10 protein-coding genes are annotated in these 12,866 nt (G+C 69.2%); 5 read left to right on the top strand and 5 right to left on the bottom strand.

The genetic code is table 11. The features are described from left to right. Positions 1–103: 103 nt before the first annotated feature. Positions 104–2,164, bottom strand: coding sequence for a DUF6049 family protein (locus Aph01nite_RS07445; protein ID WP_204040024.1), 2,061 nt, complete (start codon positions 2,162–2,164; stop codon positions 104–106). Between the two features lie 37 nt (positions 2,165–2,201). Further along, positions 2,202–2,705 (bottom strand): aminoacyl-tRNA deacylase, encoded by a 504-nt coding sequence (locus Aph01nite_RS07440; RefSeq protein WP_204040023.1) that lies wholly within the window; start codon positions 2,703–2,705, stop codon positions 2,202–2,204. Positions 2,706–2,800: 95 nt separating this feature from the next. Here Aph01nite_RS07440 and Aph01nite_RS07435 point away from each other — a divergent pair, with 95 nt between their 5' ends. Both Aph01nite_RS07435 and Aph01nite_RS07430 read left to right on the top strand, forming a co-directional pair. Next, the gene (locus tag Aph01nite_RS07435) at positions 2,801–4,237 is read left to right on the top strand and encodes a CCA tRNA nucleotidyltransferase (protein WP_204040167.1); all 1,437 of its coding nucleotides are present in this window, start codon (positions 2,801–2,803) and stop codon (positions 4,235–4,237) included. Continuing rightward, positions 4,230–5,468: an adenosylmethionine--8-amino-7-oxononanoate transaminase gene (locus Aph01nite_RS07430; protein WP_204040022.1), complete on the top strand. Its 1,239-nt coding sequence runs from the start codon at positions 4,230–4,232 to the stop codon at positions 5,466–5,468. Before Aph01nite_RS07435 ends, Aph01nite_RS07430 begins: the two co-directional genes overlap by 8 nt. On the opposite strand, the gene Aph01nite_RS07425 is transcribed toward Aph01nite_RS07430, so the two are convergent. Beyond that, a complete protein-coding gene (locus Aph01nite_RS07425) occupies positions 5,455–6,741 on the bottom strand; it encodes an MFS transporter (RefSeq protein WP_204040021.1) in 1,287 nt (428 codons plus the stop codon). The genes Aph01nite_RS07430 and Aph01nite_RS07425 overlap by 14 nt on opposite strands. Before the next feature lie 105 nt (positions 6,742–6,846). On the opposite strand from Aph01nite_RS07425, the gene idi reads away from it, so the two are divergent. After that, positions 6,847–7,431, top strand: coding sequence for an isopentenyl-diphosphate Delta-isomerase (idi, locus tag Aph01nite_RS07420; protein WP_204040020.1), 585 nt, complete (start codon positions 6,847–6,849; stop codon positions 7,429–7,431). 84 nt (positions 7,432–7,515) lie between these two features. Here the strand turns inward: idi and Aph01nite_RS07415 are convergent, their stop codons facing one another. Continuing rightward, positions 7,516–8,595 (bottom strand): inositol-3-phosphate synthase, encoded by a 1,080-nt coding sequence (locus Aph01nite_RS07415; protein ID WP_204040019.1) that lies wholly within the window; start codon positions 8,593–8,595, stop codon positions 7,516–7,518. Positions 8,596–8,611: 16 nt separating this feature from the next. Continuing rightward, a complete protein-coding gene (locus tag Aph01nite_RS07410) occupies positions 8,612–9,202 on the bottom strand; it encodes a PadR family transcriptional regulator (RefSeq protein ID WP_239161464.1) in 591 nt (196 codons plus the stop codon). A gap of 38 nt (positions 9,203–9,240) precedes the next feature. Here Aph01nite_RS07410 and Aph01nite_RS07405 point away from each other — a divergent pair, with 38 nt between their 5' ends. Beyond that, positions 9,241–9,765, top strand: coding sequence for a DUF5318 family protein (locus Aph01nite_RS07405; RefSeq protein ID WP_307836765.1), 525 nt, complete (start codon positions 9,241–9,243; stop codon positions 9,763–9,765). A 453-nt stretch (positions 9,766–10,218) separates the two neighbouring features. Then, positions 10,219–12,711: a transglycosylase domain-containing protein gene (locus tag Aph01nite_RS07400; RefSeq protein WP_204040017.1), complete on the top strand. Its 2,493-nt coding sequence runs from the start codon at positions 10,219–10,221 to the stop codon at positions 12,709–12,711. Positions 12,712–12,866: the final 155 nt, after the last annotated feature.

Raw genomic sequence — 12,866 nt, 5'->3', positions numbered from 1 at the left:
ACTCCTCAGTCCAAGAGATTCACGAGGTTACTGGGGAGCATCCCCGCAGGCACACCCCGGCGCCCGCCCTCTTAGTCGTATGTGGGGCGCGGCCAAGCCATGTTCACGCCTCGCTGGGTTCCCGGATGGGGGACGGCAGAATCGGTCGTTTGGTGGAGCGGCGGCGTAGGACGCGCATCACCACGGCCGCCAGCATGATGACGACGGCGGCGCCGACGATCACCAGGGCGATGCCGCCGTAGCCGGTCGCGGAGACCGTCAGTTTGGCCGCCTTGCCGAACACGCGGCCCTGCGGCGTGACCAGCTGCACGTTGAGCGTGGCCTGGCCGCCGTCGCCGCGTACGGTCACCGGCACGTCGAAGGACTGCGTCTTGCCGCCGGGCACCACGACCGTGTCGGTCTGGTAGACGCCGTCGCGGGCTTCCACCGCGAGCAGCTGCGGATGGCTGGAGCGCACCCGGATGGCGACCTTGGCGTCCTCCGCCATGTCGTTCTTGACGGTGACCGGGATCCTGCCGTTCTCGCCCGCGATCGAGCGCGGGTCCTCCGGCCGGGCCACCGACACCTTGGCGATCCGCTCGTCCACCGCCCGCTCGACCTGGGCGACGTAGGCGGCGGCCTCCTTCTCGTTGCGCTGGCCGCGCCAGGCGGCCGAGGCCAGCCGCAGCACGGCCGTCTCGAACACCCGTACGCCGCTGGTGGGCACCTGGGTGGCCGTGTCCACCTTCCTGGACAGCTTGCGCAGCGTGGTCATGTACGCCTTGGACAGTTCGCCCTGCCGCGCCTGCGGCGAGTACACGAGGTCACCCCGGGCGGTCTTGTCCGGCTTGATGCTGTCCAGCCGGACCGACCGGGTCCACGGCAGCGGCTTGAGCAGCCCGGCCACGAAGTCCGGGTCGGGGTTCCACAGCCGGGCGGGGGGCGCGACGATCACGCTGGCCACCCGCTTCGGCGGCTGGGACAGGGAGATCATGGCGGTCTCCGCCACGAAGCGCTGCCGCGCGGTCAGCGCCGCCCCCGGCGACCGGGTGTCGGTGCTCAGCAGCTGGCTCAGGACCGGATCGGCCAGCTGCGCGGTGAGCTGGCCGTTGACCGTGTCCACCGGCGCGGCCGGGGCCGCGGTGACCGCCTCCGCGGGGTTGACCGGCGGCAGCGCCGACCCGGTCAGCAGGACCGAGCGGGCGCCGCTGATGGCCAGCTCGTCCAGGGCGTCCCGGTCGATCACGCCGCCCACCGGCCACACCGTGTTGGACGGGATCTGCCGTTTGAGGAGCTGGCTGGCGATGGCCGAGCCCTGGCTGACGGCCTGCCCGGTCGCGTCGTCCAGCCCGTTGTGCACCAGCGCGGTCAGATCCGCGTCCCCGTACGGCGTGGCGACGACCGGGTTGTCGGTCAGCGCGGCGCGGACCCCCTCCAGCCAGGCTCCCGCCTCGGCGTCGGCCGACCGGTCCAGCTCGTCGCCGCTCTCGCTGTTCCTGTGCGCCTGGGAGAGCCGGTGGGCGTCGTCCAGCAGGGCCGGGTCCACGAACCAGGTGACGTTGCCGTCCACGGTCTCGGCCAGCTTGCGCAGCCCGGCCAGGCGGCCGTCGCCGAGCAGGTCCTCGTTCATGAAGACGCTGTCGTCGGCCTGGTGCTGCCGCCCGACCAGAGGCAGCGCGGCGGCGATCCTGGTCCTGCCGATCTGCGTGCCCGCCGGCAGGTAGGTCAGGAAGGTCCGTACGGCCGACAGGGGCTGCTCGGTGAGGCCGTCCAGGGCCTCGATGGTCAGCGGGTACACGCCCGCCCGGATGAGGCCCAGCTGGGCGGGGGTGAAGTCGACGGTGAAGGAGAGCTTGCCGGCGGCGTCCAGCGCGGTGCCGCCCTGGATCCTGGTGTCGAAGCCGCTGGTGTAGTCGGCCTGGCCGGTGGCGTGGGCGTCCATGTCGGCGCGGCTCTGGAAGGGACCGCCCAGGCCGTACCGGAATCTGACCTTGATGGGGGCGCGGGGGGTGCCGGTGACCTCGCCGGAGATCGTGATGGGCGCGCGGGGGTCGGTGGGCGCCTCGGGGGAGATCTCCGTCACCACCAGCGCGTCGGCCAGCACCGAGGCGCGCGCGCTCGCCGGGTGCGCCAGGCCCGGCGCGACAAGCCAGGCGGCGGTCAGAAGGGAAACCAGGCGACGCACGCCCTGAATGCTATAGGCCTTCGATATGTGGCCGATGTCAGCTGGTGCGTCCGTTACCAGTGAGATCCACTGGCTTGGCGTCGACGAGGGCGAACAAATGGATGGCCCGTAGCCGCAAGACGGTGCTGCGCTCTCCGGTGGCGGTGTGGAGGAATTCGTCCGGATCGGTGTGATCGATCAGGCGCTGATCGATGAGCGCGGTGAGGCGTTCGGGCAGCAGCAGCGGCCCGACCAGACCGGCCGCGTAGTCGGTGACGGCGTTCACGAGGAAGGCCGAGGCGAGCCGGACCCGCTGCGCGCCCAGCAGCGCGCCCACCGCGGCGGGCTTCGGCGGTTCCGCGACCGAGCCGATGACGGCCACCGCGTCCCGGACGGATCGCACGGTCACCTCGAAGACGGTGACCCCGACACAGGTCCGCGCGGGGACCCCCAATACCTCCGGCAGGTCGTCGAAGCAAGTCAGGACACGAGGAAGCCGTACGATCTCATGGTGGATCTGGTGGGCGAGGAGCCGGCGGTGGATCGCGAGGGCGTCCTGCATTGTCTGTGCTCCTTCGTCGGCCCCCGACAGATCTGCGACTGACCGTAACCTGGTGATCGCCAAAGGTGTACTAGCTCAGAGGCACCTGTTCCGTAATCGAAGGACTACCCCGCTTGTCCCCAACAAATCGTGTAGAGAGCGCCGTGACCGACCTGTTCCGCCGCGTCGAGCCCGTCGTGGACGAGCTCGGCGAGGTGTTCGCCAAGCGTGGCCACGAGCTGGCCCTGGTCGGCGGTCCGGTGCGTGACGTGCTGCTCGGCCGGGCCGGCCACGACCTCGACCTGACCACCGACGCCCGTCCCGAGCAGGTCCTGGAGATCGTCCGGGACTGGGCCGACGCGTTCTGGACGATCGGCATCGAGTTCGGCACCGTCGGCGCGCGCAAGGGCGACTGGCAGCTGGAGATCACCACCTACCGCAGCGAGGCGTACGACCCGAAGTCCCGCAAACCCGAGGTCCAGTACGGCGACTCGCTCGAAGGCGACCTGGCCCGCCGCGACTTCGCCGTCAACGCCATGGCGGTACGGCTGCCGAGCCACGAGTTCGTGGACCCGCACGGCGGCCTGCGCGACCTGGCCGACCGCGTGCTGCGCACCCCGGGCACGCCCGAGCAGTCCTTCGGCGACGACCCGCTGCGCATGCTGCGCGCCGCCAGGTTCGCCTCCCAGCTGGGCTTCACCGTGGACGAGGCCGCGGTGGCCGCGATGCGCGACATGGCCGAGCGGATCGAGATCGTCTCGGCCGAGCGCATCCAGACCGAGCTGGACAAGCTGATCTGCGGGGCGAACCCGCGCGCGGGCCTGAGCCTGCTGGTGGAGACGGGCCTGGCCGCGCACGTCCTGCCCGAGCTGCCGAAGCTCCGCCTGGAGATCGACGAGCACCACCGGCACAAGGACGTCTACGAGCACACGCTGATCGTGCTGGAGCAGGCCATCGCCCAGGAGAGCGCCGGCCCCGACCGGGTGCTGCGCTGGGCGGCCCTGCTGCACGACGTCGGCAAGCCGAAGACCCGCAGGAACGAGCCCGGCGGCCGGGTCTCCTTCCACCACCACGAGGTGGTCGGCGCGCAGCTGGCCAAGCGGCGGCTGTCCGAGCTGAAGTTCCCCAAGGAGGTCGTCTCCGACGTGGCCCGCCTGGTGGAGCTGCACCTGCGCTTCCACGGCTACGGCGACGGCGAGTGGACCGACAGCGCGGTCCGGCGCTACGTGCGCGACGCCGACCACCTGCTGGACCGGCTGCACAAGCTCACCAGGGCCGACTGCACGACCCGCAACAGGCGCAAGGCCGCGGCCCTGTCGCGCACCTACGACCAGCTGGAGGAGCGCATCGCCCGGCTGGCCGAGGAGGAGGAGATCGCCAAGATCCGTCCCGAGCTCGACGGCAACGAGATCCAGGAGATCCTCGGCATCGCGCCGGGGCCGATGGTCGGGCGCGCGTACAAGTTCATGATGGACATCCGCATGGACGAGGGAATGATCGGCAAGGAGGCGGCCAAGGAGCGGCTGCTGGCCTGGGCCGCCGCCCATGGATGACCTGCTCCGGCTGGACCGCGAGCACGTCTGGCATCCGTACACGTCGTTCCCGCCGGCCGTGCCGGTGCACGCGGTGGCCCGCGCGGAGGGCGTACGGCTCACGCTCACCGACGGGCGGGAGCTCGTGGACGGCATGTCGTCCTGGTGGGCGGCGATCCACGGTTACCGGCACGCCAGGCTGGATCAGGCGATCAGGGCGCAGCTGGACGACATGGCGCACGTCATGTTCGGGGGGCTGACGCACGAGCCCGCGGTCCGGCTCGCGGTCCGGCTGACCGAGCTGACCGGGCTCGACCGGGTGTTCCTGGCCGACTCCGGCTCGGTCGCGGTCGAGGTGGCGATCAAGATGGCCGTCCAGGCGACCGGGAGGACCCGGCTGTTCACGGTCCGGGGCGGCTACCACGGGGACACCTTCGCGTGCATGTCGGTGTGCGACCCGGTGAACGGCATGCACCATCTGTTCACGGGCGCGCTGGCGCAGCACGTGTTCGCGCCCCCGCCGCCGCTGGGGTACGAGGCGGTTCCGGACCAGGACTACCTCGACGAGGTGGCCGGGCTTCTGGCGCGGCACGCGCACGAGCTGGCGGCGATCATCGTGGAGCCCGTGGTCCAGGGCGCCGGGGGCATGCGTTTCTACCATCCCGGCTATCTCCGGAAATTCCGGGAGCTGGCCGACGAGCACGGGCTGCTGCTGATCGCGGATGAGATCGCGACCGGCTTCGGGCGCACCGGCGAGATGTTCGGCTGCGACCACGCGGGTGTGCGGCCGGACATCATGTGCGTGGGGAAGGCGCTGACCGGGGGCTATCTCACGCTGGCGGCGACCCTGTGCACGGCTGAGGTGGCCGAGCGCATCGGGGTGCTCATGCACGGGCCTACGTACATGGGCAATCCTCTCGCCACGGCCGTGGCCGGCGCCTCGCTGGAACTGCTGGCGGAGCGGCCCTGGCGGGAGGAGGTCAAGGCGATCGAGGCCGCGCTGGTCGACGGGCTGGCGGCGGCGGAGCCGTACGCGGAGGATGTGCGGGTGCTGGGGGCGATCGGGGTGATCGAGGCCCACGAGCCCGTCGATGTCCAGAGAATTCAGGACGTCGTGATGGAGCACGGGGTCTGGTTGCGGCCGTTCGGGAAGCTGATCTACACCATGCCGCCGTACGCCTGCGGCCCGGAGGAACTGGCCATGGTCACGGAGGCCATGGTGGCCGCCGCCCGGACGCTCAGGACGCCGTGACCGGCACGCGGGGACGCGCGATCAGGCGGTAGCCGAGGGCGGACACGCCGTACAGCGCGCAGATCAGGGCGAGCACGCCGACCGAGCGGCCGTTCGGCGGCAGCAGCAGCGCGGCGATGGAGACGCCGACCACGAACATGCCGTTGAACAGGAAGTCGTAGATGGAGAAGATCCGGCCCAGGTAGGCGTCCTCGATGTCCCGCTGCACCACCGTGTCGGTGCAGATCTTGATGCTCTGGCCGGTGATGCCCAGCACGAACCCGGCCACCAGGAAGCCCGGCTCCCGGAACGGCACGCACAGCGCGAACTCCAGCACGCCCGCCGCCAGCAGCATCATCGGGATCCAGGTCTCGATCCTGAACCGCTGGGTCGCCCACGGCGTGACCAGGGCCGCCAGGAAGTAGCCGACCCCGGAGGTGGCCACCACGCCGGTGATCTGCTCCAGGCCGGCTTCCGGGTTGTCGGTGAAGTAGTAGCGGTAGAGCAGCAGCACTAAGCCCATCGACATGCCGTAGAGCAGCCGGTGCGCGGCCATGCTGCCGAGCGCCGAGGCCGGGGAGCGCCGGTGCAGGACGTGCCTGGCGCCGTCCCGCAGGCCGGTGACGACGTTCCTGAGCGCCTCCCTGGTCTGCGGGCGCGCCGGGTCGTAGGCCGGGCCGAGCAGGTCCCGCGCCATGGTGGCCGCGATCAGGGAGCTGGAGCCGAAGATCAGTCCGGAGATGACCAGGATGGCGGCGGTTCCGCCGTACCCGGCGCCGAACGCGAACCGGAACACGAAACCCGCGCCCGCGCCGATGAACGTGGCCACCGTGCCCGACGTCGGGGTGACCGCGTTGGCCATCATGAGCTGGTCGGCCGGCACCACGTGCGGCAGCGAGGCCCCCAGCGCGGCCAGGAAGAACCGGTTGACGCCCAGCACCCCGAAGGCCGCCGCGTAGAACACCCAGTCGGGCGCGTGCACGGCCACCGCCGCCGCGGCCCCGAACAGGAACACCCCGCGCACCAGCGGCCCGATGACCAGGATCTGCCGCCGCGACCAGCGGTCGATGAACACCCCCGCGAACGGCCCGATGATCGAGTACGGCAGCAGCAGCACGGCGAACGCCGCCGCCACATCCGCCACCGAGGTCTGCTTCTCCGGGCTGAAGAACGCGTAGCCGGCCACCGCGAACTGGAAGATGCCGTCGGAGAACTGCGAGACCAGGCGGGTGCCGAAGAGGCGCCGGAAATCCCTGCCTCGCAGGACGACGCGCAGATCTGAGACGTAGGGCACGCCGACAGCCTAGTCGGCAGGGCAACGCGATCCGCCAAAACAGGACATCAGGGTGATCTCGGATACAGGTCCCCCCACGGGTCATGATCTCGTACTCTCGATCGCGTGACCTCAGACGAACATGTCGTGCTGGTCGACCGCGAGGGAAACCCGATCGGCACCGCCCCCAAGTCCACGGTTCACGGCGCCCACACCCCGCTCCACCTGGCGTTCTCCAGCTACGTCTTCGACGGTGAGGGCAACGTGCTGCTCACCACGAGGGCCGCGCACAAGATCACCTGGCCTGGGGTGCTGACCAACAGCTGCTGCGGCCATCCCCTGCCCGGGGAACCGCTGGCCGCCGCCGTCGTCCGCCGCCTGTCCTTCGAGCTCGGGCTCACCGTCGAATCGGTGGACCTGCTGCTGCCGTCCTTCTCCTATCGGGCGGTCATGGACGACGGCACGGTCGAACACGAGCTCTGCCCGGTCTACCGGGCGCTCGCGGCCGGGCGCGCGGAGCCGAACCCGGAGGAGGTGGGTTCGGCGCGGTGGATGCCGTGGAAGGAGTTCGCCGACCGGGTGCTCGGCGGCGAACTGGAGATCTCGCCGTGGGCCGCGGAGCAGGTGCCCCTGCTGGCCGCCCTCGGCTCCGACCCGCTCAGCTGGCCGGTCGCCGACCCGGCCACCCTGCCGAAAGCCGCGCAGCTCTGACCATGAAGAAACGCCCCGGGCCGGCGCCCGGGGCGTTCCATATATCTCACGCGGCGCGACCGGCCGCGCTGAGGGGAGGAGAGCTCAGCGTTCGACCTCGCCGCGGATGAACTTCTCCACGTAATCCCGGGCCTCGTCGTCGGAGTACTGCTCCGGCGGCGACTTCATGAAGTAGGACGACGCGGACAGGATCGGCCCGCCGATGCCCCGGTCCAGGGCGATCTTGGCGGCCCGGAGCGCGTCGATGATCACGCCGGCCGAGTTGGGCGAGTCCCACACCTCCAGCTTGTACTCCAGGTTCAGCGGAGTGTCGCCGAAGGAACGGCCTTCCAGCCGCACGTACGCCCACTTGCGGTCGTCCAGCCACGGCACGTGGTCGGACGGGCCGATGTGCACGTCGGCGCGGCGCATCTCGTGCGGGATCTGCGAGGTCACCGACTGGGTCTTGGAGATCTTCTTGGACTGGAGGCGCTTGCGCTCCAGCATGTTCATGAAGTCCATGTTGCCGCCGAAGTTGAGCTGGTACGTGCGCAGCAGCTCGACTCCGCGGTCCTCGAACAGCTTGGCCATGACCCGGTGCGTGATGGTCGCGCCGACCTGCGACTTGATGTCGTCGCCCACGATCGGCACGCCCGCCTCGGTGAACTTCTCCGCCCAGACCGGATCGGAGGCGATGAACACCGGCAGTGCGTTGACGAACGCCACCTTGGCGTCGATCGCGCACTGGGCGTAGAAGCGGTCGGCCTCCTCGGAACCCACCGGCAGGTAGGAGACGAGCACGTCCACCCGGGCGTCCTTGAGCACCTGGACGACGTCCACCGGCGTCTCGTCGGACTCCTCGATGATCTCCCGGTAGTACTCGCCGAGCCCGTCGAAGGTGTGGCCGCGCTGCACGGTCACGCCCAGCGGGGGCACGTCGCAGATTTTGATGGTGTTGTTCTCCGAGGCCACGATCGCCTCGGACAGGTCCCGCCCGACCTTCTTGGCGTCCACGTCGAACGCGGCCACGAACTCCACGTCGCCGACGTGGTAGTCGCCGAACCGCACGTGCATCAGGCCCGGCACCCGTGTCGCCGGGTCGGCGTCCCGGTAGTAGTGAACACCCTGCACCAGCGACGCGGCGCAGTTCCCCACACCAACGATGGCCACACGAACCGAACCCATCGCTCTCGCTCCTTTGCTACTGAGAATCGGGATCTTCATCCCGATCTGCTTGGTTTTGTACGGCTTGCGCCCGTTCTGTGTTGATCAGCTCGTTCAACCAGCGGACTTCGCGCTCGACCGATTCCAAGCCGTGCCTCTGAAGCTCCAGCGTGTAACTGTCGAGTCTTTCCCGGGTCCGGGCGAGGGCGGTGCGAACCGCTTCCAGGCGCTCTTCCAGGCGGCTGCGACGGCCTTCCAGGATGCGCAGGCGCACTTCGGCTTCGGTATGGCGGAAGAAGGCGAAGTGGATGCCGAAGCTCTCGTCCTCCCACGCGGAGGGGCCGGCCTGGGTGAGCAGGTCCTGGAGGCGTTCCTTGCCCTCGGCGGTGAGCTTGTAAACGATCTTGGATCGGCGGCCGAGCACGACGTCTTCCGGCGGCTCCTCCTCAACGATGAGCCCGTCGTTGAGGAGACTTTTCAGACAGGGGTAAAGCGAGCCGTACGAGAACGCGCGGAACATGCCGAGCAGCGTGTTGAGCCTCTTGCGGAGCTCGTAGCCGTGCAGGGGAGTCTCGTGGAGCGAGCCCAGGACGGCGAGCTCCAGGACGTTGCCGCGGGGGCCGGTCACTGGAACCACCTCCCTGTATGTCTGAGTGTGTCTGACCGATGTATCGAACTGATACATCACGAGGATACGTCGCCCCGCTACATCACGCAACGAGGGGATCTACGTCGGGTCTCAGACAGGACTCGCCATCAATGCGCCATGATTTGGTAAAGGGTCGTAATCTGGCCCACATGTGGTCACAGCGGTCGGTCGTGGATTACGGCCTCGCGAAGCGGGCGGCGATCCAGTCGATCCGCAATGGCCACGTGGAGTCGCGGGACGTTTGCGACGCTCACCCCCATCTGCTTCGTGCGGCTCGGGTGCTCGGGGAACCCACCAAGCACGGCTGCCCGATATGCGAGCGTCAGAACGTCACGCACGTCACCTACGTGTATGGGGACGAACTGGGGCGTTGTGCCGGCCGTGTAAAGGCTTCGTCAGACCTTGTTGGGATGGCCCATGAATACGAGGAATTCAGGGTCTACGTGGTCGAGGTCTGTCAAGGTTGTGGCTGGAACCACCTGGCGGTCTCGTTCCTTCTCGGAACAGGTGACCCCCCTGCGCGGGGCGGGCTTCCAGGTTGAGTACGCACTCCTGTACGCCGCTGAGGAAGCCGCCGAACCCCCGCCCACCTGCCGAGTAGACGTTGACGAGCAACCCCAACGACCGATCGAGGACGCGTGAGTAACAGCAGCAGCTATGGCCCGGAGTCGGCCGGCAGCCCCCGTGAGGGCGCCGGCGGGGCCCCTCGCCCAGGGCGGCGCCGTCGTTCTCCGGGCGAACCCCCCGCCTCCTGGGGAGAGCCTCCAGCGCCTCCTGGACCCGCCCGCCCGGGCGGCTACCAGAGCGGGCCCCGGTCCGGGGCCACCTCGGGCAGCGAGCCACGTCGTGGCGAGGCCGCCTTCGAAGACACCGCCGCCATGGGGGCCGTGCCCCCGGAGCGGCACCTCTCGGCCGTGCCGAACCCGGCGCCGAACCACGGTCCGAATCACGGCCCTAATCACGGCCCCAACCCCGGGCAGCGGCCTGGGGCGCCGATGGGGCGGGGATATGAGCGGGAGCGGGGCGGCAACGTGCCGTACCCGAGTGGGCCGGCCGACCGCACCCAGGCGCTGCGTCCGCCGACCGGCGCCTTCCCCGGGGGGCATCCGGGTGCGCGTCCCGGTCAGCCCGGCCCGGGAGACCGTACCCAGCACATCGGCGGGCCGCCAGGGCCGGGGGACCGTACGCAGATCGGCGGGCCGCCCACGGGGTTTCGGGCGGAGGCGGGGGAGACCCAGGCGATGCAGCCGGGACGGCGCAGGCGCGCGTCCGGCCCTCCGCCCGGCGGCCCTGGTGGTCCTGGTGGTCCTGGTGGGCCCGACGACTTCGATGAGAAGAAGCCGCGGCGGGGCTGGAAGAGGTTCCTGCCCAACTGGAAGGTCGTGATCATCGGGTTCACGGTGCTGACCGCGGGTGTGTTCGGCATGATCGCCGTCGCGTACGCCAACACCCCGGTGCCCACCGTCCAGCAGGCCGAGGCGCTCGCCCAGGGCAGCGTCATGTACTACAGCGACGGCAAGACGAAGATCGCTCATCTGGGCACCAAGCGGACGATCGTCGGGATCGACAAGATCCCGGTGCATGTCCAGGACGCGGTCATCGCGATCGAGAACGACACCTTCCGTGAGGACTCCGGCATCTCGCTCTCGGCCATGGCGCGTTCGGTCTGGATGACGGCCACCGGCCAGCAGCTCCAGGGCGCCTCCACCATCACCCAGCAGATGGCCCGTAACTACTACGACGGCCTGAGCCAGGAGGTCTCGATTAAGCGAAAGATCAAGGAGATCTTCGTCGCGGTCAAGATCAACAAGGAGATGGACAAGGACGAGATCCTCGCCAACTACCTGAACACCATCAACTTCGGCCGCGCGTACGGCATCGAGGCGGCCGCCCAGGCGTACTTCGGCAAGAGCGCGATGAAGCTGTCCGTCGCCGAGGGCGCCTACCTGGCGGCACGAGTGCAGACGCCCAGTTGGGAGGCCGAGGCGCCGGAACTGAAATACCGCTTCAACAACGTCATCGCGGCCATGGCCAAGCTCGACCCCGCCAAGTACGGCAACCTCCCCACCACCGCCAAGTTCCCCAAGCCCAAGCCGGACAGCAACGTGGACGAGCAGGGCGGCCTGAAGGGCTACATGGTCATCCAGGCCCTGGAGGAGCTCAAGACCCGCGGCATGACCCCCGACATGGTGCGCAGCGGCGGCTACAAGATCGTGACCACCTTCGACCGGCGCCTCATGCTGGCCGCCAAGAAGGCCGTCACCGGCGTCACCTCCAACATGTCCAAGGAGTTCCACACCGGTCTCGCCGCGGTCAACCCCAAGAACGGCCGGGTGATCGCCTTCTACGGCGGCAACGACTACGTGAGCGACCCCTGGAACGAGCCCTGGGACTCCAAGAAGCAGGCGGCGTCCGCGTTCAAGCCGTACGTGCTGGCCGCCTGGCTCGAAGCCGGATACAGCCTGAGCAGCTTCGTCCCCGGCAACAAGACCTTCCCGTCCGACCCGCTGGACGGGACCACCCGCATCACCAATAGCCACCGGGAGAAGGACTCGATCGACGTCATCCGCGCCACCGCGCAGTCGATCAACACCGCCTACGCCTCCATGGCGTACGCGGTGCCCGGCCAGCTGGAGACCGTCAAGGCCATCGCCGTCGACGCCGGTCTCGACGAGAAGCGCATGACCGACGACGTCGCCGAGCACAAGTACCTGTTCTCCATCGGCACCGCCCCCGTCACCGCAGTCGAACAGGCCGCCGGCTACTCGATCTTCGCCAACGGTGGCAAGCACATCGACGCGCACGTGATCGTCGAGGTCAGCCAGATGAAGGACGGCAAGCGCCAGGTCGTCCTGCCCGAGCGCAGATCCGTCAAGCAGGTGATCTCCCCCGAGGCCGCCGCCGACTCGGTCGTCGCCCTGAAGGCCGTCATCACCGGTGGTACGGCCTCCGGCAACGGCAACATCGGCCGTCCCGCCGGTGGCAAGACCGGCACCAACACCGGCGAGGAAGACGCCTGGTTCGTCGGGTTCACGCCGCAGCTGTCGACCGCTGTGGGGATGTACCGCGAGCAGTGCAAGACGAAGAACGGCAAGATCGTTCAGCCGAAGCACTCGAACTGCCCGAAGAAGACGACGGCCATCGAGGTCGGTCTGGGCTTCCAGGGTGCGGACGCGCCGACGCGGATCTGGCGTGACTTCATGATCGAGGCTCACAAGAGCTGGGAGGTCCAGGACTTCCCGCCGCGGGCCAACGCGGGCGCTCCCGAGAACATCGTGCCCAGTCCTTCGCCCAGTCCGACGCCTGAGGTGGAGGGTGACTTCCCGCCTGACTTCCCTGAGGGTGACGGGAACGAGGATTGTTTCCCCGGTGGGGAAGGCTGCGACATCGACTTCCCTGAGGATGACGGGAACGTGGATCCGTTCACGGCGCCGGCGGCTCCTGGGACGGCTCCGTTGCCCCAGCCGACGGCTGCCCGTCGGGAGTGACCTCACGGGTGTCGGCCCGTTGCGAGTGATCTCACGGCTGTTTTGGCCCGGCGTCCCTTTCTTGGGGCGCCGGGCTTCTGCGTTTCTCCGGGGTCTTTGTGTGTTCCCTTGCGGCACATGTATGTGGTCGTTCTTGTTGTGGCTGGGGTTCGTGG

It is taken from the genome of Acrocarpospora phusangensis, from assembly GCF_016862995.1.
GTDB classification, from domain to species: Bacteria; Actinomycetota; Actinomycetes; order Streptosporangiales; family Streptosporangiaceae; genus Acrocarpospora; species Acrocarpospora phusangensis.
Note: the sequence above shows the minus strand (reverse complement) of the source record. Positions and strands in the feature narration are given on the sequence as shown.

Bases quoted from the DNA above. Each gene is read 5' to 3' on its own strand.
- Aph01nite_RS07400 (WP_204040017.1), top strand. From the start codon at position 10,219: ATGGGGCGGGGATATGAGCGGGAGCGGGGCGGCAACGTGCCGTACCCG.
- Aph01nite_RS07430 (WP_204040022.1), top strand. From the start codon at position 4,230: ATGGATGACCTGCTCCGGCTGGACCGCGAGCACGTCTGGCATCCGTAC.
- Aph01nite_RS07415 (WP_204040019.1), bottom strand. From the start codon at position 8,595: ATGGGTTCGGTTCGTGTGGCCATCGTTGGTGTGGGGAACTGCGCCGCG.
- Aph01nite_RS07405 (WP_307836765.1), top strand. From the start codon at position 9,241: ATGTATCGAACTGATACATCACGAGGATACGTCGCCCCGCTACATCAC.
- Aph01nite_RS07440 (WP_204040023.1), bottom strand. From the start codon at position 2,705: ATGCAGGACGCCCTCGCGATCCACCGCCGGCTCCTCGCCCACCAGATC.